This window comes from Cryobacterium sp. MP_M3, from assembly GCF_015752155.1.
Classification (GTDB): Bacteria; Actinomycetota; Actinomycetes; order Actinomycetales; family Microbacteriaceae; genus Cryobacterium.
On the sequence record NZ_JADOVI010000004.1, the window covers coordinates 25,962 to 47,812 of the forward strand.

23 protein-coding genes, 1 tRNA gene and 1 other RNA gene are annotated in these 21,851 nt (G+C 68.5%); 8 read left to right on the top strand and 17 right to left on the bottom strand.

All coding sequences use genetic code 11. The annotated features are described in order from the left end of the window. The first annotated feature begins 27 nt into the window (after nt 1–27). Nucleotides 28–2,514 (top strand): bifunctional YncE family protein/alkaline phosphatase family protein, encoded by a 2,487-nt coding sequence (locus tag IWX89_RS06230; RefSeq protein ID WP_196902705.1) that lies wholly within the window; start codon nt 28–30, stop codon nt 2,512–2,514. Nucleotides 2,515–2,615: 101 nt separating this feature from the next. On the opposite strand, the gene ssrA is transcribed toward IWX89_RS06230, so the two are convergent. The 5 genes from ssrA to prfB all read right to left on the bottom strand — a co-directional run bounded on the left by ssrA (nt 2,616) and on the right by prfB (nt 6,969). After that, nucleotides 2,616–2,990: a transfer-messenger RNA gene (gene ssrA, locus IWX89_RS06235) on the bottom strand. Nucleotides 2,991–3,155: 165 nt separating this feature from the next. Then, nucleotides 3,156–3,632, bottom strand: a complete 477-nt coding sequence (gene smpB / locus IWX89_RS06240; RefSeq protein WP_134509681.1) for an SsrA-binding protein SmpB — start codon at nt 3,630–3,632, stop codon at nt 3,156–3,158. A gap of 81 nt (nt 3,633–3,713) precedes the next feature. Continuing rightward, nucleotides 3,714–4,628, bottom strand: coding sequence for a permease-like cell division protein FtsX (gene ftsX, locus IWX89_RS06245; protein ID WP_196902706.1), 915 nt, complete (start codon nt 4,626–4,628; stop codon nt 3,714–3,716). After that, nucleotides 4,625–5,779 (bottom strand): cell division ATP-binding protein FtsE, encoded by a 1,155-nt coding sequence (gene ftsE / locus IWX89_RS06250; RefSeq protein WP_196902707.1) that lies wholly within the window; start codon nt 5,777–5,779, stop codon nt 4,625–4,627. Before ftsE ends, ftsX begins: the two co-directional genes overlap by 4 nt. A 77-nt stretch (nt 5,780–5,856) precedes the next feature. Further along, nucleotides 5,857–6,969 carry a peptide chain release factor 2 gene (gene prfB / locus IWX89_RS06255; RefSeq protein WP_196902708.1) on the bottom strand — a complete coding sequence of 371 codons (1,113 nt, stop codon included), beginning with the start codon at nt 6,967–6,969 and terminating at the stop codon, nt 5,857–5,859. A 72-nt stretch (nt 6,970–7,041) separates the two neighbouring features. Here prfB and IWX89_RS06260 point away from each other — a divergent pair, with 72 nt between their 5' ends. Genes IWX89_RS06260 through IWX89_RS06270 form a run of 3 tightly spaced genes read left to right on the top strand, consistent with a single transcriptional unit; the run spans nt 7,042 to nt 9,465 of the window. After that, nucleotides 7,042–8,322, top strand: a complete 1,281-nt coding sequence (locus IWX89_RS06260) for an MFS transporter (RefSeq protein ID WP_196902709.1) — start codon at nt 7,042–7,044, stop codon at nt 8,320–8,322. Between the two features lie 40 nt (nt 8,323–8,362). Further along, nucleotides 8,363–8,806 carry a nitroreductase family deazaflavin-dependent oxidoreductase gene (locus IWX89_RS06265; RefSeq protein ID WP_196902710.1) on the top strand — a complete coding sequence of 148 codons (444 nt, stop codon included), beginning with the start codon at nt 8,363–8,365 and terminating at the stop codon, nt 8,804–8,806. After that, nucleotides 8,806–9,465 carry a pentapeptide repeat-containing protein gene (locus IWX89_RS06270; protein ID WP_196902711.1) on the top strand — a complete coding sequence of 220 codons (660 nt, stop codon included), beginning with the start codon at nt 8,806–8,808 and terminating at the stop codon, nt 9,463–9,465. Before IWX89_RS06265 ends, IWX89_RS06270 begins: the two co-directional genes overlap by 1 nt. Nucleotides 9,466–9,490: 25 nt before the next feature. Here IWX89_RS06270 and IWX89_RS06275 read toward each other — a convergent pair whose 3' ends face one another. The 10 genes from IWX89_RS06275 to IWX89_RS06320 form a co-directional block, all read right to left on the bottom strand. Then, on the bottom strand, nt 9,491–10,375 hold the full coding sequence (locus IWX89_RS06275) for a DMT family transporter (RefSeq protein WP_196902712.1): 885 nt from the start codon (nt 10,373–10,375) through the stop codon (nt 9,491–9,493). Nucleotides 10,376–10,460: 85 nt separating this feature from the next. Then, nucleotides 10,461–10,955 carry a pilus assembly protein TadG-related protein gene (locus IWX89_RS06280; protein WP_307836443.1) on the bottom strand — a complete coding sequence of 165 codons (495 nt, stop codon included), beginning with the start codon at nt 10,953–10,955 and terminating at the stop codon, nt 10,461–10,463. An 11-nt stretch (nt 10,956–10,966) separates the two neighbouring features. Further along, on the bottom strand, nt 10,967–11,482 hold the full coding sequence (locus IWX89_RS06285; RefSeq protein ID WP_231382968.1) for a hypothetical protein: 516 nt from the start codon (nt 11,480–11,482) through the stop codon (nt 10,967–10,969). Continuing rightward, nucleotides 11,457–11,861, bottom strand: coding sequence for a TadE/TadG family type IV pilus assembly protein (locus tag IWX89_RS06290; protein WP_196902714.1), 405 nt, complete (start codon nt 11,859–11,861; stop codon nt 11,457–11,459). The genes IWX89_RS06285 and IWX89_RS06290 overlap by 26 nt, the downstream gene beginning before the upstream one ends. A gap of 9 nt (nt 11,862–11,870) precedes the next feature. Beyond that, on the bottom strand, nt 11,871–12,047 hold the full coding sequence (locus IWX89_RS06295) for a hypothetical protein (protein WP_307836444.1): 177 nt from the start codon (nt 12,045–12,047) through the stop codon (nt 11,871–11,873). Between the two features lie 43 nt (nt 12,048–12,090). Further along, nucleotides 12,091–13,038, bottom strand: coding sequence for a type II secretion system F family protein (locus IWX89_RS06300; protein ID WP_307836445.1), 948 nt, complete (start codon nt 13,036–13,038; stop codon nt 12,091–12,093). After that, complete coding sequence (locus tag IWX89_RS06305; protein WP_196902716.1) at nt 13,026–13,889, bottom strand: type II secretion system F family protein; 864 nt, start codon at nt 13,887–13,889, stop codon at nt 13,026–13,028. Before IWX89_RS06305 ends, IWX89_RS06300 begins: the two co-directional genes overlap by 13 nt. After that, entirely contained in the window at nt 13,886–15,118 is a 1,233-nt protein-coding gene (locus IWX89_RS06310) for a CpaF family protein (protein ID WP_196902717.1), read from the bottom strand. Before IWX89_RS06310 ends, IWX89_RS06305 begins: the two co-directional genes overlap by 4 nt. Nucleotides 15,119–15,240: 122 nt before the next feature. Further along, the gene (locus tag IWX89_RS06315) at nt 15,241–16,047 is read right to left on the bottom strand and encodes a 3-hydroxybutyrate dehydrogenase (protein ID WP_196902718.1); all 807 of its coding nucleotides are present in this window, start codon (nt 16,045–16,047) and stop codon (nt 15,241–15,243) included. Between the two features lie 59 nt (nt 16,048–16,106). Beyond that, complete coding sequence (locus tag IWX89_RS06320) at nt 16,107–17,513, bottom strand: MFS transporter (RefSeq protein ID WP_196902719.1); 1,407 nt, start codon at nt 17,511–17,513, stop codon at nt 16,107–16,109. A 146-nt stretch (nt 17,514–17,659) separates the two neighbouring features. Between IWX89_RS06320 and IWX89_RS06325 the strand changes: the two genes are divergently transcribed. The 4 genes from IWX89_RS06325 (at nt 17,660) to IWX89_RS06340 (ending at nt 20,222) form a co-directional block, all read left to right on the top strand. Beyond that, complete coding sequence (locus IWX89_RS06325; RefSeq protein WP_231382969.1) at nt 17,660–18,610, top strand: LysR family transcriptional regulator; 951 nt, start codon at nt 17,660–17,662, stop codon at nt 18,608–18,610. Continuing rightward, a tRNA-Leu gene (locus IWX89_RS06330) sits at nt 18,598–18,679 on the top strand. The genes IWX89_RS06325 and IWX89_RS06330 overlap by 13 nt, the downstream gene beginning before the upstream one ends. A gap of 1 nt (nt 18,680) precedes the next feature. Further along, a complete protein-coding gene (locus IWX89_RS06335; protein ID WP_231382970.1) occupies nt 18,681–19,349 on the top strand; it encodes a DedA family protein in 669 nt (222 codons plus the stop codon). 141 nt (nt 19,350–19,490) lie between these two features. Continuing rightward, nucleotides 19,491–20,222, top strand: coding sequence for a DedA family protein (locus IWX89_RS06340; protein ID WP_196902913.1), 732 nt, complete (start codon nt 19,491–19,493; stop codon nt 20,220–20,222). Nucleotides 20,223–20,298: 76 nt separating this feature from the next. On the opposite strand, the gene IWX89_RS06345 is transcribed toward IWX89_RS06340, so the two are convergent. Both IWX89_RS06345 and rdgB read right to left on the bottom strand, forming a co-directional pair. Then, nucleotides 20,299–21,210, bottom strand: a complete 912-nt coding sequence (locus tag IWX89_RS06345; protein WP_196902721.1) for a cation diffusion facilitator family transporter — start codon at nt 21,208–21,210, stop codon at nt 20,299–20,301. Between the two features lie 49 nt (nt 21,211–21,259). After that, nucleotides 21,260–21,850, bottom strand: coding sequence for an RdgB/HAM1 family non-canonical purine NTP pyrophosphatase (gene rdgB, locus IWX89_RS06350; RefSeq protein WP_196902722.1), 591 nt, complete (start codon nt 21,848–21,850; stop codon nt 21,260–21,262). Between the last annotated feature and the right edge of the window lies 1 nt (nt 21,851).

Genomic DNA, 21,851 nt, shown 5'->3' on the forward strand with positions numbered 1-21,851 from the left:
TCGTGCCCCGTTCCTACCGTGGGGACCATGACAATCAAGACATCCACCGGGCTGGTCGCCCTCATCGCGCTCGGCCTCGTCGGCGGGATTGCGGCGGCCGCGATCGTCCCCACTGTCGCCGGGCCACAGGCGAACGGAACGGCGATCACGCCGGTGGGCCAGCGGGTCACACCGGAGGGGCGCCAGACCAGCCTGGGCGATCTCCCCCTCAACTCCGCTCTCTCGCCCGACGGGAAGACGCTGCTCGTCACCAATAACGGGCAGGGCACGCAATCGCTGCAGGTCGTGGATGTGGCGGCCGGCACTGTCGCGCAGACCATTCCGTATTCCACCCCGGAATCCCTCTACATGGGGCTCGCCTGGAGCCGTGACGGCACGAAGGCCTTCGCCAGCGCCGCAGCCAACTCCAAGATCCGCACCTACTCGTATGCCGACGGTGTCCTCACGGAGGGCGCCTCCCTTCCGCTGCCCACCACCGCGCCCGACGGCACCGCCCTCAATCTCTTCCCGGCCGGCCTGGCACTGACCCCCGACGGCGCACACCTGGTCGTCGCCGACCAGCTCGCCGACGCGGTCTCCGTGATCGATCTCGGCACCGGCGCCGTCACGACAACCCCGGTCGGGCACCGTCCGCTCTGGGTGACGGTGGCCACGGACGGACTCACCGCGTATGTGACCAACCAGGGGGCCGCAACCGTGTCGGTGGTCAGCCTCGCCGGCGGCGTACCGGCCACAACGGGCACTCTGGAGACCGGGCTGCACCCGAACAAGTCGGTGCTGGCCCCGGATGCCGGCCACCTCTACGTGGCCGACGGGGACGCCGACACCGTCTCCGTCATCGACCTCGCCGCCGGCACCACGTCAGCGATCAGCGTGGCGCCCACGGCGGACTCACCGATCGGATCGAATCCCACCGGGCTGGCCCTCAACGCCGACGGATCGAAGCTCTTCGTGAGCAACTCCGGCAGCAACGACGTGGCGGTCGTCGATCTCGGCACGCAAACCGTCGACGGGGTCGTTCCCGTGGGGTGGTATCCCACCTCCCTGTCCTTCGCCGACGGCCGGCTGCACACCACGAACGCCAAGGGGCTGGGCGCCGGACCCAACGCCGGTTCCGGGCATCCTGACCCCGAGTCGGGTGCGGAGACGGCCGAGGACCAGTACAGCGGCTCGATGATCACCGGCACGCTGAGCAGTTTCGAGGTTCCCGCGGCCGGGGACCTGAAGCGGGCGACCCGGCAGGTCGCCAGCAACAACCGGTCCGCGGAGGCGGAGGGCGAGGTGATCCCCCGCAAGCCCGGCCAGGACAGCCCGATCAAGCATGTGATCTACGTCGTGAAAGAGAACCGCACCTACGACCAGGTGCTCGGCACCCTCGACCGGGGCGACGGGGACCCGGCCTTGAACCTCTTCGGCGATGAGTCGGCTCCGAACGTGCGCGCACTCTCGAAGCAATTCACCACCATCGACAATTTCTACGCCGATGCCGAGGTCAGTGCGAACGGCTGGAACTGGGTGGCCTCGGCGAACTCCAACCCGTACGCGGAGCAGATGTGGCCGGCCAACTATTCCGGCCGGAAGGCCCCGTACCCGAACGAGAACGCCGACCCCGAGATCGCGGCACAGGAACCCGACAACACGTATGTCTGGCAGCGCCTCGCCCAGGCCGGCGTCAGTTTCCGCAACTACGGCTTCTTCGTCGGCCTGGCCGGAGGGCAGGCCACCGCCCAGGACCCGGTGCTCGACGCCCAGACCGACCACGACTACCGGGGCTACGACCTCTCCTGCCCCGATTCCGCGGGCACCTTCGCACCGCTGAAGGCGGACTGCGGGTCACCCCGGATCGACGAATGGTCCAGGGACTTCGCCGCCAATGTCGCTGCCGACACCGTGCCGACGGTGCAGTTCGTCCGGCTGCCCAACGACCACACCCAAGCCACCCGGGCGGGCAAACCGACCCCGAAGGCCTACGTGGCCGACAACGATTTCGCCCTGGGCCAGCTGGTCGACACCGTTTCGCACTCCCGGATCTGGGGTGACACCGCCATCTTCGTCACCGAGGACGACGCCCAGAACGGACCTGACCACGTCGACGCCCACCGCACGGTCGCCCTGGCGATCAGCCCGTACACGCAGACCGGAAAGGTGGATTCCACGTTCTACAGCACCGCCTCGATGGTGCACACCATCGGACTGCTCGCGGGCATCCAGCCGATGACCCAGTTCGACGCGTTCGCGACGCCGATGAGCGCGTCGTTCACCTCGACCGCCGACGACAACCCGTATTCGGCGATCAGGCCCAGCTACGACATGACCACGATCAACGGCGCGAACGCACCGCTGGCCGGAGCGGTCGAAGGACAGAACACGGACACCGAGGACAAGATCGACGAGCAGCTGTACAACCGGGCCATCTGGAAGTCGGTGCGCGGGTCCGGTTCGGTGATGCCCGCACCGAAGCACGACATCATCGGGTCCGGAGCGGCAGCCGGAACGGACGACGACGACAACTGATCGAAGCAGAGAAAGGCCCGGGTCCCTGGGGATCCGGGCCTTTCCCGGTCGACCCGTGGGCCGACGTTCTCGGTGAGTCAACAGCGTGCGATAGCGACCGATGGTGGAGATGCGGGGAATTGAACCCCGGTCCACTGCTGTGGTCATATGCCTTCTACGGGTGTATCCAGTGAAATCGTTCTACTCGGCTCCGGAATTTGACACTGTCATCTAATCCGACGAGCCCAGCCCTCGTTCAAGTCCCCCTACACCCCGCGGCTCAGAGTAGGAGCAAGCTCTCTAAATGACGTCAGGATCCGGGTAGAGAGCATTCCCGGTCTGGCGGACTTCTTAGTGCGCTCGCTTAGGCAGCGAGGGCGAAGTCAGTGCGGTTTGAATTGGCACTTATTGTTTTGCAGAGATCGTTTACGAGATAACCCTGCATCCTCGACCCGCTTCTCATAATTGCGCAGGCAATGTCGAAACCGATCATCCCCCTATGCACTCACTGCCGGCGCGCGGCAGGGCCGTCGCGGCATTCGAGTGGGTCACTATCACACGCTGTTGAGTTTCCAAGGGTGCGCGAGCCGTTCCGTAGAACACCCCGTGCAGCCTTTAACTCTACAACAGAAACGCTCCCCCGTCGAGACCCGGAGCGCGCCCTAGTCGCCCAGGTTCTTCCTCGCCGAGATCGCCCGGTCGGACTCGCGCTTGTCCTGGCGTTCCCGCAGGGTCTGGCGCTTGTCGTATTCCTTCTTGCCCTTGGCGACCGCGATCTCCACCTTGGCGTTGCCGTTGCTGAAGTAGATCCGAAGCGGCACGAGGGTGTAGCCACCCTCTTTGGTCTTGTGGCTGATCTTGATGATCTCCTGCTTGTGCAGGAGAAGTTTGCGCTTGCGCCGCGGCGGGTGGTTGGTCCAGGTGCCCGCCTTGTATTCCTGGATGTGCACGGCATCCAGCCAGACCTCGCCGGACTCGATGAACGCATAGCCGTCGACGAGGGAGGCGCGACCGGCCCGGAGCGATTTGACCTCGGTGCCGCTGAGCACCATCCCGGCCTCGTAGGTCTCTTCGATGAGGTAGTCGTGGCGTGCCTTGCGATTGGTCGACACGACCTTCTCGCCTTGTTCCCTGGGCACGGCTTACTCCTCAACAATGGTGGGTGTGGCTGCCCGGTGGCAGCCAGCCCACCAGTCTAGCCTGCGGGTGAGACTACCGGGTCACACCTTGAGATAGCGGGTGATCGCGAAGTTCGCCGAGAAGGCCGCGAGCACCGCGCCGACCACGAGCAGGATGGGCACCACGACGAGGGCGTCCTGCATCCCGACCAGCGAGAACCCCTTGAGCCTCTCGCCGAGGTAGCCCTGCACGAACCAGTTCACCAGGGCCACGATCGCCCCGCCGGCCAGCAGGGAGCCGAGCAGTGCCGCGAAGACACCCTCGAGGATGAACGGGGTTTGAATGAACCGGTTCGACGCACCGACGAGCCGCATGATCCCCAGTTCCCGGCGTCTCGAGAACGCGGAGAGCCGGATCGTGGTGGCGATCAGCAGCGCGGCCGCCACCAGCATCAGGGCCGCGATTCCGATGGCCGTGTAGCTGGCCACGTTGAGCACCGAGAAGATCTGATCGAGGTACTTGCGCTGGTCGGCGACGTTCTCGACCCCCGGGATGCCCGACAGGCTCTCCACGAGCACGTCGGATTGCGACGGGTCCTTCAGGTTGACCCAGAAGGTCTGGTTGAGCTGATCGGGCGTCACGTAGTCGGCCACCGGGTTGCCGGCGAACTGCTTCTTGAAGTTCTCGAAGGCCTGGTCGTGCGTCTCGAAGTAGTACTTGTCGATGAACGGTGCGAGCGTGGGCGACTCGAGCTGGGCCTTGACCGCATCGATCTGATCTGCGGACGCCTCGCCGGCCGTGCAGGTCTCGCCCGGGGAGATGGCGGTGCACATGTAGATCCCGACCTGGGCGCGGTCGTACCAGAAGTTCTTCATCTGGCCGATCTGCATCTGCATCAGGATGGCGGCCCCGACGAAGGTCAGGGAGATGAAGGTCACGAGCACGACCGACACCACCATGGAGGCGTTGCGGCGCAGGCCGTTGGCGGCTTCGGAGAGCACAAGTCCGAGTCTCATCGGGTGGGCCCTACATTCTGTTCGCCGGACGGGTCCGTTTTCTCGCCGGGCGCGCGCAGGCCGAGTTTCTCGGCGAGCGTCAGCTGCTCGGGCACGTCGTGCTGGGTGACCGGCAGCGCCGGCCGTGCCATCGGGCGGCCTGGGTCGGCGGCCTGGGTCGGTTCCGGCTCCGGTTCGACGTGCGGAAGGGGCATGCCCGTGTCGGCGGCGATGGCGGCGGCCTGCGCGCGCCCCGCCCTGGTCGGAGCGGGTTCATGCCGCACTGCGGGTGCGGGTGCGGGCGCGGCGACGGGTTCGGCCGCCGGCGGGAAGGTGAGCGGCTCGGAAGGCGTCGGCGCGAAGGCCGAGGCGAGCCGTGGCGCCGCGGCGGGAGCCTGGGTGGCAGGGATGGGGGCCGCTGGAGCCGGGGCCGCCTGGGCGCTCGCGCGCCGGTGGGTTCCGGCGCCTTCGGTGATGGTCGGGATCGCCGCGGTGGCGTAGCCGCCCTGGCGCTCGTCACGCACGATCTTGCCGCTGGCGAGTTCGATCACGCGGCGTTGCATCTGGTCGACGATGCCGGCCTCATGGGTCGCCATGATCACGGTCGTCCCACCGGCGTTGATCCGTTCGAGCAGGGCCATGATCCCGGCGCTCGTGGTGGGGTCGAGGTTTCCGGTGGGCTCGTCAGCGAGCAGCACCTGCGGCTTGTTCACGATCGCGCGGGCGATGGCCACGCGCTGCTGCTCACCGCCGGAGAGTTCATGCGGGAACCGCTGGGCCTTCTCGGCCAGACCCACCATCTTCAGCGTGTCCGGAACCGCTTCCTGGATGAATCCTCGGGACTTGCCGATCACCTGGAGGCTGAACGCGACGTTGTCGAAGACCGTCTTGTTCGGCAGGAGGCGGAAGTCCTGGAAGACGACGCCGAGATTGCGCCGGAAATACGGCACCTTGCGGTTGGAGATCGACCGGAGATCCTGGCCGAGCACGTGGATGCTGCCGCTGGTCGGTCGGTCTTCCTTCAGGACCAGGCGCAGGCAGGTCGACTTGCCCGAGCCGGACGCACCGACGAGGAAGACGAACTCGCCGCGCAGCACTTCGACGTCGATATCGTCCAAAGCGGGTCGGTTCGTTCCCGGATACTTCTTGGTGATGTGGTCAAAACGGATCATGGCCCCTTGAGCCTAAGCAGGCATCCGGGTTTTTCCTACTGCGACATACCGAACCACAGACTCGGTCCGAAAGCGGTTCAGTCCTTCGGCGCCTGTTTGCGCCAGCGGATGCCCGCGGCGATGAACGGATCGAGGTCGCCGTCGAACACCTGGCTCGGGTTGTTCGTCTCGTAGTTGGTGCGGAGGTCCTTGACCATCTGGTACGGCGCGAGCACGTAGCTGCGCATCTGGTCGCCCCAGCTCGCGGTGATGACGCCGGCCAGTTCCTTCTTGGTCGCGGCCTCCTGTTCGCGCTGCAGGAGCAGCAGCCGGGACTGCAGCACGCGCAGGGCGGCGGCGCGGTTCTGGATCTGGCTCTTCTCGTTCTGGCAGCTCACGACGGTGCCGGTCGGAAGGTGGGTGATCCGCACGGCGGAGTCGGTCGTGTTCACCGACTGCCCGCCGGGGCCGCTGGAACGGAACACGTCAACCCGGATGTCGGTGTCGGGGATCTCGATCGATTCGGTCTGCTCGATCAGGGGCACGACCTCGACCGCGGCGAAGGAGGTCTGGCGCTTGCCTGCCGAGTTGAACGGGCTCATCCGCACCAGCCGGTGCGTGCCGGCCTCCACGCTGAGGGTGCCGAAGGCGTAAGGGGAATCGACCTGGAAGGTCGCGGACTTGATGCCGGCCTCCTCGGCGTAGCCGACGTCGAGCACCTGCACGGGGTAGTTGTGCTGCTCGGCCCAGCGCAGGTACATCCGCAGCAGCATCTCGGCGAAGTCGGCCGCGTCGACGCCGCCGGCGCCGGAGCGGATGGTGACCACCGCGGGGCGCTCATCGAATTCGCCGTTGAGCAGAGTGTGCACCTCGAGGTCGCCGAGCACCTTCTTCAGGCTCGCGAGCTCGGCAGTCGCTTCCTGGGCGGACTCCTCATCACCCTGGCCCTCATTGGCCATCTCGACGAGGACTTCGAGGTCGTCGAGGCGGCGTTCGATGCTCTCGATGCGAGCCAGTTCCGACTGGCGGTGGCTGAGCGCACTGGTGACCTTCTGGGCGTGCTCGGAGTCGTCCCACAGGTCGGGGGCTCCGGCCTGGTCGTTCAGGTCGGCGATGTCGGTGCGCAGTTGGTCGATGTCGATCACCGCCCGAATGTCGCCAAAGGTGGCCCGCAGTGCGGCGATCTGCTCCGAAAAGTCCAGCTCAATCATGTCGGACCCCAGCCTACCGGGCGGTTCCGTGCAGACCATGGCCGTGCGGCGCTGAAGTAGCATCGAGGAGCCATGAGTAACGCCGAACGCTCCTTCAGCCTGCGCTCCGTTGCCCTCGCCGCATTCCTGCCGACGCTTCTCTTCTCGATCGGAGAGGGGGCGATCATCCCGCTCATCCCCATCGTCGCCAACAACCTCGGGGCATCCCTCGCCGTGGCCGGTCTCATCGCGGCCATGATCATGGTCGGCGAACTGATCGGCGACATTCCCAGCGGCTGGGTGGTCTCCCGGATCGGCGAGCGCAACGCGATGATCTGGGCCGCGATGCTCTCGATCATCGCCGTGTTGATCTGCATCGCCGCGCCGAACCCGTTCGTGCTGGGGCTGGGCATCTTCCTGGTCGGGCTCGCGACGGCCGTGTTCGCCCTGGCCCGCCACGCGTTCATGACCACGTATGTCCCGCTCGCCTACCGGGCGCGGGCCCTGTCCACCCTCGGCGGCATCTTCCGGGCCGGCTGGTTCATCGGCCCGTTCATCGCCACCGCACTGATCCGGCTGACGGGCAGCACCCAGTCGGTGTTCTGGGTCTTCGTGGTCTGCTGCCTCGGCGCGGCGGCCATGCTGCTGCTGCTGCGCGACCCGTCGAGCACCTTCGGCACGCCCGAGCCGGTCGCCGCCGCCGACGGCACGACGCGCAGCGCGGGCGAGGAACTGGCAGCGGAGGAATCCGAGGGCCTCTTCCGCACCATCTGGAGCTACCGGGCCGTGCTCGGCAAGCTCGGCACCGGGGCGGGCCTGATCGGCGCCATGCGCGCCACCCGCACGGTGCTCCTCCCGCTCTGGGCGGTGAGCATCGGCATCAACGAACCCGACATCGCGCTGATCATCGGCATCGCCGGCGGCATCGACTTCGCTCTCTTCTACGCCAGCGGGCAGATCATGGACCGGTTCGGACGGCTCTGGACGGCGCTGCCGTCGATGGTCGGGCTCGGGGCCGGGCACCTCGTGCTCGCGTTCACCCACGACCTGCCGAGCAACGTGGAGTGGTTCATCGCCGTGGCGATGTTCCTCTCCCTGGCCAACGGGATCGGCAGCGGCCTCCTGATGACCCTCGGGGCGGACCTCGCCCCCGAGAACAACCCAGCGCCCTTCCTCGGCGCCTGGCGGTTCACCGCCGACCTCGGCGGCGCGGCCGCTCCCTTGGCGGTGTCAGGCCTGACCGCACTGGTCTCGTTGTCCCTGGCCAGCGGCGTGATGGGGGTCTTCGGCCTGTTCGGGGCGGTGCTGCTCGGGCGCTACATCCCGCGCTACGCGCCCCGGCGCCCACGCCCGGGGCCACGCCCAGGGTCGTAGAGCAGGAATGCCGGCCGTGCCGATGGCGTTGAATAGTGACATGCCACTGCACGGAGAATACGAACCGAGCCCGCAGAAATGGGTGCGCGACCAGGTCGAGCTGTACGAGAGCTCCGGCGGAACCCAGGGCACCACGATGCGCGGGATGCCCGTGATCGTGCTGACCACGGTCGGCGCGAAGTCGGGCAAGCTGCGCAAGGCCCCGCTGATGCGGGTCGAGCACGAGGGCCGGTATGCCGCGATCGCGTCGCTCGGCGGCAGCCCGAAGAACCCGGTCTGGCACGCGAACGTGGTCGCGCATCCGCTGGTGGAGCTGCAGGACGGCCCGCGCAAGTGGGACATGGTCGCCCGCGAGGTGACCGGCGCCGAACGTGACGAATGGTGGGTGCGGGCGGTGGCCGCGTACCCCGACTACGCGGACTACCAGGTCAAGACCGACCGGGTGATCCCGGTCTTCGTGCTCGAACCCGTATCCGCGTCCTGATGAAGGCCCGCTCGGCGACCCGCGGTCCGCTCCTCGACCCGATCCGGCTCACCGGGCTGGATGCCGCCGACGGTTCCGCACTCAGGGCCGGCGGCAGCTACGACGCGCAGTCCTTCGACGGCTGCGATCTCTCCGGCCGTGACCTCACCGGCATCGGCTTCCTCGAGTGCGAGTTCCGCGGGGTGTCCCTCGACGACGCGACGCTGCGCGGCGCATCCGTGGCCGAGTGCGTGGTGAGCGAACTGCACGCCGCTGTGCTGAAGGCGCCACGGTCGGGCTGGCGCGACGTGCGGATCGAACGATCCAGGCTCGGCTCGGTCGAGCTCTACGAGTCAGAGCTGCGCAGCGTGCAGATCGACGGCTCCAAACTCGATTTCGTGAACCTGCGGAACTCGAAGCTGACCGATGTGCTGTTCTCCAACTGCATCATCGAGGAACTCGACCTCGGCAGCGTCGTCGCTCAGCGGGTCGAACTGCGCGGCTGCCGGATCGGCACGCTCGACCTGTCCGGCGCCACCCTCAAGCACGTCGACCTGCGCGGGGCCGACTTCAGCGTCATCCGCGGCCTCGACGGCCTGCGCGGAGCGACCATCGACGACCAGCAGTTGAGCCTGCTCGCTCCCCTGCTGGCCGGTCACCTCGGCATCGTCGTCGAGTAGCCCGGTCGGGCCCGGCCCGCCGGCGTCAGGAGATGACGCCGGCCGTGATCTCCAGGTCGGATTTCGGGCGCTCACGCTGGGTGGCGATCGCCGCCCCGGCCGCCACGCACACCACGAGGATCGCGATCTGCTGCTGCAGCAGGAACGTCTCGCCCAGCACCAGGGCGCCGAAGAGCGCGGCGATGACCGGGCCGAAGCTGGTGATGATCGCGTAGAGCCGGGGGGTGATCCGGCGCAGGATGAACGTGTCGAGCGTGTACGGGAACGCCGACGAGAGCACCCCGACCGCGAGGAGCAGCCCGAGGACATCCCAGTTCAGGCTGGAGTAGTCGACCGTGATCAGGGCGAACGGCACGAGCAGGGCCAGGCTGACCACGCTCGCCACCGAGATGCCTTCCAGGCCGGGGAAGGTCACCGCCACCCGCCGGGTGAGCAGGATATAGGCCGCCCAGGCCGCCGCGGCAGCGAGGGCGAAGAGGATGCCGGGGAGGTTGAGCTCCCCGGTCGACCAGGTGAGCAGGAAGACCCCGGCGGCGGCCGCGCTCGCGCAGACGAAGTCGATCGGCCGACGCGACGACGCCAGGGCCAGGGCGAACGGGCCGAGGAACTCGATCGTGGCTGCGACGCCGAGCCCGAGCAGGTCGACGGCCTCGTAGAAGGTCAGGTTCATGATCGCGAGCACGAGTCCGAGGGCCAGGGCCGGCCACAGCCTGCGCCAGGACAGGGTCGACAGCTTCGGACGGTAGAACGGCAAAACGGTGCAGGCCATCACGAGCTGCCGGGCCGCCACCACCACGGGTGAGCCGACGAGCGGTATCGCGAGCCCGGCGAGGGATGACCCGAAGTTGATGCTGACTTCGGTCGCGAGCTGGGCACCCGCGCCGGTCAAACGGTCGCGCTGGGCGGTCACGGCTCTCCTCGTCCGCACCCGCTCGGGCGCGCTTTCCGAGAGTACCGGGTCGCCGGTCTCGATCGGGCACCCGGGTGTGCGTCGCCTACCGGAACACCGACCGCGCCACAGCCGAGACCTCCAACGGCACGCCCTCCGGCAGGAAGAAGACCACCACCGGCGGGCGCCAGACCGCGCCCAGCGTGACGCTCGCGCTCTGCCCGTCGGCCGAGCCGGCCCCGGTCAGTTCCACCCCGTCGACGCCGCCGTGGGGTGCCGCCGCCAGGTAGTCCTCGGCCGCCGCCCGCACCTCGTCGGACCGGAGCACGGGTCGCGGCACCGGCCCGGACGGGTCAGCGGTGACGCCGACCGCGTCGAGCGAGAAGGACTCAGCCCCGGCGAGCGCGGCACCGTCGGCAAGGGTGAGCAGCCGTTTGTGGTCCAGGTAGAGCGAACTCGCGGCCACGACGACGAGGATCAGCACGAGTGCGAGGAAGGCGTAGAAGATCGTCAGGATCAGGGTCGAGCCATCCTCGTGCGGGCCGCGGCTGCCCCAGATGCGGCGGACCGCAGCGAACCACCGGCCCGATCGACCCGTCACCCCCCGGGACATCAGCCGGCCCTGCGGAACCGGGACACCGTCTGGGTGGCCACGGCTTCCATCGGGATGCTCGCCGCGCTGCGCAAGGACAGCAGATCGGGGACAAGCGGCAACGCCACCCGAATCCGCACCGTGACGGAGACCGTGCTGCGCCTGGCCAGGCAGCCTCCGGCCCCGCAGTCGATGCTCACCGCGGCGCTGTCTCCGGCGATGCCGTAGTCGTCGAGCCCGACCTGCACCGCCCGGAGCGCCCCGGCCCGGGCAGCGGCTTCGTCGGGCGCCTGAACGTAGACGCGGGCGGCCTGCCGCGCGGCACCCTCCACCGCGAACGCCCCGCCCTGCAGCGCCGACATGGCCAGCACGAGGTAGACGAGCGGAACGAGGAGGATCGCCCCGGCGGTGATCAACTCGAGCGCGGCCGACCCGTCTTCCCCGGCGAGGAGCCGGCCGGCGGACCGGTGAACGCCTTCGGTCAGTTTCGCGTCCGACTGGCGGCGGCTCCTACTCGAGGTCTTCCACGGCGGCATGCCCCACCACCTCCAGACCGCGATCGAGGCCGAGGAGACCGAGCAGCGGCAGTGGGGCGATGACCCGCACCTGCACGCTCGGGTAGCCGTCGTATTCGGTGTAACCGGCAACGACATCCGTGGCGTAGCCGGGACCAAGCGCCACGGTGACCAGTTCCCGGGTGCGCGCGACGCCCTCGGCCAGGCTGCTGTCGGCCACGGCGGCGAACCGTGCGCCTTCGGCCGCCGCGTCGAGAGCGGTGTTGCGCACGTGCAGGGCGAGCGCGAGTTGCATGACGGTGAGGGTCAGCACCGTGAGCAGCCCGCCCACCATGACGAATTCCGCCGCCGCCGATCCTGTGTCACCGGACGGGGCGGATGCGCGTCGCAGGAGAAACATCGTCCGGGGTCAGAAACCGCTCACGCGGTCGATGGCCTGCTGGAACACCCCGCTCAGGGCAGGGCCGGCCAGACCCCAGATGATGATGACCAGACCGGCAGTCATCAGGGTGATCAGGACCCAGCCGGGGACGTCCCCGGTGTCGTCGCTCCACAGGGTCAGGAAACGCCGCCGCAATGTGGTCATCATGCTCCTCTTTTCCGTGGGAATCACTTGGTGGGTCGGTGGGTCAGAAGCCCGACTGCAGGATGAACAGGCCGGGGAAAACCGCGAACAGGATGGTCAGGGGAAGAATCAGGAAGACCAAGGGCACGAGCATGGCCACCTCCTTCTTGCCGGCCACTTCGAGAAGTTCCCGCTTGGCGCTGTCCCGGGAGTCCTGCGCCTGGGCTCGCAGAACCTCGGCCAGGGGCGTGCCACGGTCCAGCGCGCCCGAGACCTGGTCGACGAGACGGGTCACCGCCGGAAGGTGCAGACGGCCGGCCAGCGTGCCCAGCGCGGAGTGCAGCGGCACGCCGATCCGCACATCGGCGACGACGCCGGCGAATTCCCGCGACAACTCCCCCGTGCTCGTGCGTGACACCCGGGCGAGCGAGTCGAGGATTCCCTCGCCCGCCGACAGGGAGAGCGTGAGGAACTCCAGGATCGTCGGCAGCTCGCTCTGCATCCGTGCCAACCGCGCCGTCGCCGCACGGGTCAGCAGCCAGTCCCGCGCCAGGGCGCCGCAGAGCCCGGCCAGAACGGGCACGACGACCGACACCACGACGGGTGCCGTCCGGAAGATCGGAAGCATGATGGCAAGACCGGCACCCAGCCCGAACGCGACGAGAGCCCAGACCACCTGCTCCGACCGGAATCGATCGACGCTGTGCTCGGCCCCGGCTTGGCGCAGTCGCCGCTCGATGCCATCCGCACCGCCGAGCACGGCCCCCAGCAGCCGCTTGAGGGCGCCGAAGGCTGGGGCGAACAGCGTGCCGAGCACGGGGATCGGGTCGACCGAACGCCGGCCGACGAAGGCGCGAGCCTCAACCGACACGTCCAGGATGTAGGGGGCCAGCCTGTGCACGAGTCGCGGCCGGCTGAGACGCGGGATGGTGCTCACCATCGACCACAGTCCGATGCCCAGCGCGCAGCCGCAGAACAGGCCCCACGCCAGCGACGCACTCACCGGAACCACCGGCGTTCCTCAGGGAGCCGGCCCAGGGCCACCATCACCCGGTAGGCCACGACCGACATGCCGAGACCGCCGAGCACGACGGCCACCCCCGCACTGGTGTTGTACGCGACGGCTGCCTCCGGCCGCGACCCGAGGAGGAGCAGGATCACCCAGGGCGCCGCCACGCCCAACCGTGCGGCGTTCACCACCCATGACTGGCGGGCCTCGACCTCGGCCCGGATGGCCGCGTCCTGCCGGAGCCAGGCCGCAAGGCTGCGCAGCACGATCGTGAGGTCGCTGCCGCCGACCTCCCTGGCCATCCGCAGGGTTTCGAGGATGCGATCGGCGACCGGGTCGGCGAGGGACTCCTTCAGGCGGTCCACGGCATAGGCGAAATTGCCGGTGGACCGGTAGTCTCCGGCGAACGCCGCGAACGCGGCCCTGGTCGTCACCGGGCCGGCGTCCGCCAGGCTGCTCACGCTGTCGGGCAGGGCGAGACCCGACCGCACCGCGGACACGAGATGGTCGACGACATCGGGCCAGACTGTCCGGTTGGCCCGACGCGTTGCCCGCGCGCGCCAGGTGACAACCAGCACGGGCACTGCCATGCCGCCCAGCCCCGCGACGACCGACAGCGCCCCGATGCCGAGGAGCGCCTCGGCAAGCGCGAAGCCGGCCAGTCCAAGGACGAGGGAAATGGCCGCGAACGCGGGCAACGGAAGCGCACCCAGGCCGGCCTGGGCCAGGTCTGCCCGGAACGCCCCGCGCGGCCGGCCCCGCCCGGGATCGGCCGTCCCGCGCGCCGGCCAGAGGAACGGCGAGGCCAGCAGCAGCAGGCCGGCCCCGAGCAGGCTCCCGAGAACGATGGTCATGCCGCACCAGCTCGCAGCACAATGGCGGGGTCGAGGCCCGCCGCGAGGAACTTGGTGAGCTTGCCGGGGTGGCCGCCGGTCGCCGTGAGCGTTCCGCCCTCGATGAGGAAGATGGGGCTCGCCTCGATCACGGGGCCGGCAAGCCGACCACTCGGCGCCAGGATCTCGATGACCCGGCGACGGCCGTGCCGGTCGATCTCGCAGTGGACCACGATATCGATGCAGCCCGCGACGGTCGGCAGCACGAAGGCCGAGTCAATGTTGCGACCGGCCAGGAGCGGGAGCGTGGACAGCTTGGCCAGGGCGTCCCGTGCGCTGTTGGCGTGGATCGAGCACATCCCCGGCAGCCCGCTGTTGAGCGCGATCAACAGGTCGAGGCTTTCCGCCTCGCGCACCTCGCCGACGATGAGGCGGTCGGGCCGCATCCGCAGGGATTCCTTGATCAGCCGGCGCAGGGTGATCTCGCCGGTGCCCTCGAGGCTCGGCTGGCGGCACTGCATGGCCACGACGTCGCGGGCGGCGAGGTCGAGTTCAAAGGTTTCCTCCACCGTCACGATCCGCTCGTTGCGGCGCGTGGCGGTGAGGAGCGCGTTGAGCATCGTGGTCTTGCCGGTCTGGGTCGCGCCCGAGACGAGGATGTTCTGCCCTGACAGTACGCACATCCGCAGGAATTCCGACGCCTGCTGGGTCAGCGAACCCAGCCCGACCAACTGGTTCAGGTCGCGGATGCGCCGGGTGAACTTGCGGATGTTCACCGCCCAGTGCTTGCGGGTGATGTCCGGGATGACCACGTGCAGCCGGGAGCCGTCGGGCAGGGACGCATCGACGAACGGGGAGGACAGGTCGACCCGGCGGCCGGATGCCTGCAGCATCCGTTCGACCAGGTCGCGCACCTCTCGCTCGGAGAGCACCATGTCGGTCAGTTCCGGAACCCCGTCGCGGGCCACGAACACCCGGGACGGCGCGTTGATCCAGATCTCCTCGATGCCCGGGTCGTCGAGGAACGGTTGCAGCGCCCCGAACCCGGTCAGCGACGCCACCACTTCCCGGGCTGCCTGACGCTCGTCGGGGATCAGCGGCAGGGAGGAGCCGAGCGCCCGCTCGCTGTAACGCTGCAGCTCGTCGTGCACGTATTTCTCGGCCAGCACCAGGTCGGTCGAGAGATCGACGCCGTCGCGGCGCACCCGGGACCGGACCTGCTCGGTGATGATGCGGACGGCCTCGCTCATCCCTGAATGATGCTCCGCCGTGGCGATGCGCCGGGGAACTTATCCACAGCCCCGTCGCCAGACCCGGGTGAGTTGCAGAGAAAACACCCTCGTCGCGCTGGCGAGGGTGCTTTCTTCGCAAGTCAGCGGGCGGACCAGCCGCCGTCCATCCCGTAGCTGGAGCCCGTGACCATGGCGGCATCCGCCGACGCCAGCCAGGCCACCAGCGACCCGACCTCCTCCGGCTCGACCAGCCGTTTGATGGCGCTCTCCGTGAGCATGATCCGGCCGAGCACCTCCGACTCCGGGATGCCGTGCACGAGCGCCTGGTCTGTGATCTGCTTCTCGACCAGGGGCGTGCGCACATAGCCGGGGCTGACGCAGTTGCTGGTCACCCCGTGTTCCCCGCCCTCGAGGGCGGTCACCTTGGAGAGGCCCTCCAGCCCGTGCTTGGCCGCGACATACGCCGCCTTGAACGGCGAGGCGCGGATACCGTGCACCGACGTGACGTTGACGATGCGCCCGAAGCCGCGCTCGTACATCTGCGGCAAGGCCGCCCGGATCAGCAGGAAGGGAACCTCCAGCATGAGCGTGATGATGCGGCGGAAGTCCTCCGGGGCGAAGTCCTGGATCGGGCTGATCGTCTGGATGCCCGCGTTGTTGACCAGGATGTCCACGCCCGCCAACCGCAGGGACAGCTCCGGGTCGGTCAGCGCGGCCGGGTCCAGCAGGTTCACCGCCCAGCTCGACCCGCCGACCTCCGCGGCGAGCGCCGCGGCCCCCGCCTGGTCCATGTCGGCGACGACGACGTGGGCGCCGCGGGCCGCAAGCGCCCGGACGGTGGCCGCGCCGATCCCGCTCGCTCCCCCGGTGACGAGGGCTCTCCGGCCCTGAAGGGGCCCGGAGCCGCCCCCATCGTGGAGGGAAACGGTCTCTGGTGCTGCGGTCATCAGGTGATCCTTCGTGATGCGGGCTGGCGTGGGCGTGCGGGGACGGTCATCCGGCCGGCTCAGCCGGCCACCGTCGCCGGCTCCAGGCCGTGCCTGCGGGCATCCTCAGCATCGACCTCGCGCAGCGAGATGCCCCTGGTCTCCTTGAGCGTGACCACGGCGACGACGGTGATCGCGCAGGCGATCACCAGGTAGAACGCCACCGGCAGCCAGGACTTGTACTGCTGGAGCAGCGCCGTGGCGATGATCGGCGCCATCGAACCGGCCAGGATCGAGGTGACCTGGTAGCCGAGGGACACCCCGGAGTAGCGCATCCGGGTCGGGAACATCTCGGCCATGATCGCGGGCTGCCCGGCGTACATCAGTGCGTGGAAGCACAGCCCGATGGTGATGGCCGCCACGATGACGACCGGGTTCAGGGTGTCGAACATCGGGAAGGCGAAGAACGCCCAGGTCGATCCGAGCACGGCGCCGGCGAGGTAGACCGGCTTGCGTCCGAACCGGTCGGAGAGTCGGCCGACCTGCGGGATCACCAGGAAGTGCACGACGTGGGCGAGCAGCAGGGCGAGCAGGAGCTGGCTCGTGTTGTACTGGTGCACCGTGACCAGGTAGACGATCGAGAAGCTCACGATCGTGTAGTACAGGATGTTCTCGGCGAAGCGCAGGCCCATGGCCCCCAGGATCCCCTTCGGGTACTTGCGCACGACCTCCATCACGCCGTAGCTGATCGCCTTCTCCGCCTCGACCTGCGCGCGGGCCTCGAGGAAGATCGGAGCCTCGCTGACGTGGGTGCGGATGTAGTAGCCGATCACCACGATGATCGCGGAGAGCCAGAAGGCCACCCGCCAGCCCCAGCCGAGGAACTGCTCGGCGGGCAGGATCCAGGACATGGTCAGCAGCACGAGGGTGGCGAGCAGGTTCCCGACCGGAACGGCCGCCTGCGGCCAGCTCGACCAGAAACCGCGGGTCTTGTTCGGGCTGTGCTCGGCAACGAGCAGAACCGCACCGCCCCATTCCCCGCCGACCGCGAAGCCCTGGATGAAGCGCAGGATGACGAGCAGCGCGGGCGCCCAGTAGCCGATGTTGTTGTATCCCGGCAGGCAGCCCATCAGGAACGTGGCGGCTCCGACGAGGATGATCGTGACCTGGAGGGTGTGCTTGCGACCGAGGCGGTCACCGATCTGACCGAAGACGATGCCACCCAGCGGGCGGGCGATGAAGCCGACGGCGTAGGTGAGGAATGCGGCGATGATGCCGTCCAGTTCGCTGCCCGCGTTGGGGAAGAAGAACTTGCCGAAGACGAGGCTGGCGGCCGTGGCGTAGAGGAAGAACTCGTACCATTCCACGATCGTGCCGACCATCGACGCCGCCACGATCTTGCGCAGCCCCGATTTCTCCTCCGGACTGTCCTGGCCGGACCCGGTCGGTCCTGGCTTCCCGGCTCCGACGCGCTGATTGACGCTCATGTCTGTCTCCTTCGGTGTCGTCGCTGACACTTAGTGGTGGATGGCCGGGGGTTGAGTTCCACCCAACACGGCTCCACTGAGTATTCACGGAGTCCCCCTGTGCATCAATGACCACTTCCACAGACGGCATGTGCATAATTGCAGACATGACCCTCGCTGCGCCGCCGTCACCGACCCCCAATCCCGACGATCTCCTGGTCCTGCTCGCGGTCGCCCGCACGGGCCGGTACACCGCGGCGGCCGACAGCCTCGGCCTGAACCACACCACGGTGGCACGCCGGATCACCGCCCTGGAGAAGGCCCTCGACGGCCGCGTCCTCTCCCGCACGGTGGGGGGCTGGGAGCTCACCGAGCTGGGCAAGAGGGCCTTCAGCGCGGCCGAGAACGTGGAAGCGGCCGTGGCCGTGCTGAACGGTACCGCCGGTCAACTGGGGCAACTGTCCGGCGTCGTGCGCATGTCGGCGACGGACGGCTTCAGCGCCTACATCGCCGCTCCCGCCGTCGCCGCCCTGCAGCGCACCCATCCCCATCTCCGGGTGGAGATCGTCACGGTGACCCGGCGGGCCCTCCAGCATCGCTCCGGCCTCGACATCGAGGTGGTGGTCGGCGAACCGCAGGTGCACCGGGCCGAGGCGGTGCGGCTGGGCCACTACCGGCTCGGCATGTACGCGTCGCGCGCCTATCTCGCCGAGAACGGAACCCCGGAGAGCGTGGCCGAGCTCACCCGGCATCCGCTGGTCTATTTCGTCGATTCGATGCTGCTGGTCGACGATCTGGATGCCCCGCGCCGGCTGGTCCCGTCGATGCGGGCCTCGCTCAGCTCGACCAACGTCTTCGTGCACGTGGAGGCGACCCGGGCCGGCGCCGGCATCGGCTTCCTCCCGTGCTTCATGGCCGACCAGCACCCCGACCTTGTGCGGCTGCTCCCGTCCCAGTTCAACGAGCAGCTGCAGTACTGGATGGTGCTCCGCCCCGAGTCCCTGCACCAACCCGCCGTCGCCACCCTCGTCGCGGCGCTGCGGCATCAGGTCGACTCCTTCCGGGAGGCTCTGCACGGCGCACGAACTACACTGGAACCGCAGTCGCGGGAGTGGTGAAATTGGCAGACACGCAGGATTTAGGTTCCTGTGCTTTCGAGCGTGGGGGTTCAAGTCCCCTCTCCCGCACATGAACAATGCGTCAGCGCTGGACGGCCAGTTGAACGATCTGCTCGCGGACACCGGGGCAATCGTCTTCTACCTGCTTGTCTGGGCGCTCGTCTTCGCGGGCACGGCGGTGTTCCTCGGCGTCTTCATCCCCTTCATCACCGGGGATTCCTTGCTCTTCGGCTCCGGCCTGGTCGCGGCCTCGACCCCGAACCTCAACATCGCCGTGCTCGCCATCGGCACCGGACTCGCCGCATTCCTCGGCGACCAGGTCGGATTCCTTTTGGGGCGCCATTTCGGCCGCTCCTACCTCGACCGGCACGGCGGGCGGCGCACCAGGTCCGCGATCGCGAGAACCGAGCAGTTCTATCGCTCCTTCGGCTGGTGGTCCGTGGTGATCGCCCGGTTCATGCCCTGGGCGCGGGTGTTCGTGCCGGTGATCGCCGGGGTCGGCCGGATGAACTACTACAAATTCCTGAGCAGCAACCTGGTCGGCGCGATCGCCTGGGGTGTCGGACTGACCCTCACCGGCTACTTCGCCGCGGCCATTCCGAGCGTGAAGAGCGCTGCCTACGTCATCGCCGGGCTGTTCATCGCTGCGTCGGTCGCGTTCGGCGTGCGCACCTGGCGGTCCGAACACGGCACCCGCGCCACGCTCGCACCAGCGGATGACGTCGCCCCCGAAGTCTGATCGCTGACCGGCGCATACGGGGTTCTCCCGTAATCTGGCGATAGCCTGTACCACAGCACCCACGATCACCGCCGCCCGGCCGTTGTGGCCACCGACTGGAGCTCATTCGTGATTCCCACCGCCCTGTTTCACACCGCGTCGATTCATTCGGCCCTCATCCCGTGGCTTGACCCCAAGTACCTGATCGACGGGTTCGGTGCCTGGGCGCTGCTCGGCGTCTGCGCGATCATCTTCGCCGAGACCGGGCTGCTGGTCGGATTCCTCTTCCCCGGCGACACCCTCCTCGTCATCACCGGCATCCTCACCTTCAGCGGCGCCATCAAGATCGACATCTGGTGGGTTGCCCTCGCCATCGGCTTCGCCGCGTTCCTCGGCGGGGAATGCGGCTACCTGATCGGCCGCAAGTTCGGGCCGCGCGTGTTCGAGCGCAAGGAATCCGGGTTGTTCAGCGTCAAGAACGTGGAGCGCACGAACGCGTTCTTCGAACGGTTCGGCGGCTTCGCCGTGATCGTCGCCCGTTTTGTCCCGATCGTGCGCACATTCGCCCCGGTGGCCGCCGGCGTCGGCCGGATGAACTACCGCCGGTATTCGATCTACAACCTCGCGGGCGCCCTGCTCTGGGGCGCGGGAGTGACCTACGCGGGCTTCTTCCTCGGCTACATCCCGCCGGTGCGCGACTTCGTCAGCCACTACATCGACCTGATCCTGCTGGGCGCGGTCCTGATCACATTGATCCCGACCGTGTTCCACTACGTTCAGGCGACCATGAAGGCCCGCCGAGCCACCCGGGCAGGGGTGACGACGGCCACCGGAAGCCTGGTGCTCGACCCCGACGTGTTCGACGGTCACCACGAGCCCAAGCACGACGCCTGACGACGGATTCCTGACGCCTGACGCCTGACGACGGTTACCGGCGCCTCACGACGGATGCCTGGGGCCGGGCGCCGGGTCAGTGGTGCGGGTAGTCCTCGTGCGCGGCGTGCTCCGCCGGCTCCAGCTGGAACGTCGAGTGGTCGACGTCGAAGTGTTCGGCGAGGCACGCGGACAGGGCATCGAGCAACTCCCCTGATCCTCCTGACTGGAGCACCACCGGTTCCACCACCACATGGGCGCTGAAGACGTGCGCGCCGGACGTGATCGCCCAGACGTGCACATCGTGCACGGCGACCACACCGGGAGTCTCCAGCAGGTGCCGCCGGATCTCCGTGACATCCGTGTCGATGGGCGCTGACTCGCTGAGCACCCGCACGACGTCGCGGAGCAGCACGAAAGCCCGGGGACCGATCATCGCCGCGATGACCAGCGAGGCGATCGCATCCGCCTCGGCGAAGCCGGTGAGCAGGATGACCGCCGCCGCGACGATGACCGCCACCGAACCGACGGCGTCCCCGAGCACCTCGAGGTAGGCCCCGCGCATGTTGATGGAGCCCTTCGCCGCCGGGCGCAGGAGCAGCAGCCCGGCGATGTTCGCGACCAGGCCGATCGCTGCCACGATCAGCATCGGCATCGCCAGCACCTCGACGGGCGAGGAGCTGACCAGCCGGGTCACGGCCCCGACCAGGACGGAGATCGCCACGGCCACGAGGATCAATCCGTTGATCAGCGCGCCGAAGACCTCGGCCCGCTGGTAGCCGAAGGTCTGCCGGTCAGTGGCAGGCCGGGCGGCCACGACCGTCGCGACGAGCGCGATGACCAGGCCGGCAAGGTCGGAGAACATATGGCCGGCATCCGCCAGCAGAGCGAGGGAACCGGTGAGAGCGGCACCGATGATCTCGACGACGAGCACCGCGGCGACGATGCCGATCGCCACCGTGAGGCGAACGCGGTTCGTCTGCGAGGTGTGCGCGTGATCGTGGCCCATGCGTCAAAGGTAGCGCGCGCCGGATGATAGCCGGTTGCGACGGGCGCGGTCAGCCGGCGAGCAGTTCCCGGATCACCGGAACGAGCTGTTCGAAGGCCCTGGCCCGGTGGCTCTGCTCGTTCTTCACGTTCGGCGTGAGCTCGGCGGCCGAGATCGCATAGCCGTCGGGAAGGAAGATCGGGTCGTAGCCGAAGCCGTGCTCCCCGGACGGCTCGGGCAGGATCTGGCCCGGCCATTCCCCGGTGAGATGGCGTTCCGTGCCGTCGGGAAGGGCCAGGGCCGCGACGCAGGCGAAATGCGCACCCCGGTGGTCCTCCGGCACGTCGGCCAGTTGCCAGAGCAGCAGCCTCAGGTTCGCCTCCGCGTCCCTGGCCGGCCCGGCCCAGCGTGCGGAGAAGATTCCCGGCGAGCCGCCGAGCACGTCGACGCAGATGCCGGAGTCGTCGGCGATGGCGGGCAGTCCGGTGTGAGCGGCCGCGGCGCGCGCCTTGATCAGGGCATTCTCGGCGAAGCTGGTGCCGTCCTCGACGGGCTCAGGCCCGTCGTAGGCGAGAACCTCGATGCCGGGGAGCCGCGGGGCGAGGATGCGACGCAATTCCTCCACCTTGTGGGGGTTGTGGGTGGCGAGGACGACCTGCACG

Coding starts and splice junctions, on each gene's coding strand:
- IWX89_RS06230 (WP_196902705.1), top strand. CDS start 28: ATGACAATCAAGACATCCACCGGGCTGGTCGCCCTCATCGCGCTCGGC.
- ftsX (WP_196902706.1), bottom strand. CDS start 4,628: ATGAGACTCGGACTTGTGCTCTCCGAAGCCGCCAACGGCCTGCGCCGC.
- ftsE (WP_196902707.1), bottom strand. CDS start 5,779: ATGATCCGTTTTGACCACATCACCAAGAAGTATCCGGGAACGAACCGA.
- prfB (WP_196902708.1), bottom strand. CDS start 6,969: ATGATTGAGCTGGACTTTTCGGAGCAGATCGCCGCACTGCGGGCCACC.
- IWX89_RS06260 (WP_196902709.1), top strand. CDS start 7,042: ATGAGTAACGCCGAACGCTCCTTCAGCCTGCGCTCCGTTGCCCTCGCC.
- IWX89_RS06265 (WP_196902710.1), top strand. CDS start 8,363: ATGCCACTGCACGGAGAATACGAACCGAGCCCGCAGAAATGGGTGCGC.
- IWX89_RS06270 (WP_196902711.1), top strand. CDS start 8,806: ATGAAGGCCCGCTCGGCGACCCGCGGTCCGCTCCTCGACCCGATCCGG.
- IWX89_RS06285 (WP_231382968.1), bottom strand. CDS start 11,482: ATGCCGCCGTGGAAGACCTCGAGTAGGAGCCGCCGCCAGTCGGACGCG.
- IWX89_RS06290 (WP_196902714.1), bottom strand. CDS start 11,861: ATGTTTCTCCTGCGACGCGCATCCGCCCCGTCCGGTGACACAGGATCG.
- IWX89_RS06295 (WP_307836444.1), bottom strand. CDS start 12,047: ATGACCACATTGCGGCGGCGTTTCCTGACCCTGTGGAGCGACGACACC.
- IWX89_RS06305 (WP_196902716.1), bottom strand. CDS start 13,889: ATGACCATCGTTCTCGGGAGCCTGCTCGGGGCCGGCCTGCTGCTGCTG.
- IWX89_RS06310 (WP_196902717.1), bottom strand. CDS start 15,118: ATGAGCGAGGCCGTCCGCATCATCACCGAGCAGGTCCGGTCCCGGGTG.
- IWX89_RS06315 (WP_196902718.1), bottom strand. CDS start 16,047: ATGACCGCAGCACCAGAGACCGTTTCCCTCCACGATGGGGGCGGCTCC.
- IWX89_RS06320 (WP_196902719.1), bottom strand. CDS start 17,513: ATGAGCGTCAATCAGCGCGTCGGAGCCGGGAAGCCAGGACCGACCGGG.
- IWX89_RS06325 (WP_231382969.1), top strand. CDS start 17,660: ATGACCCTCGCTGCGCCGCCGTCACCGACCCCCAATCCCGACGATCTC.
- IWX89_RS06335 (WP_231382970.1), top strand. CDS start 18,681: ATGAACAATGCGTCAGCGCTGGACGGCCAGTTGAACGATCTGCTCGCG.
- IWX89_RS06345 (WP_196902721.1), bottom strand. CDS start 21,210: ATGGGCCACGATCACGCGCACACCTCGCAGACGAACCGCGTTCGCCTC.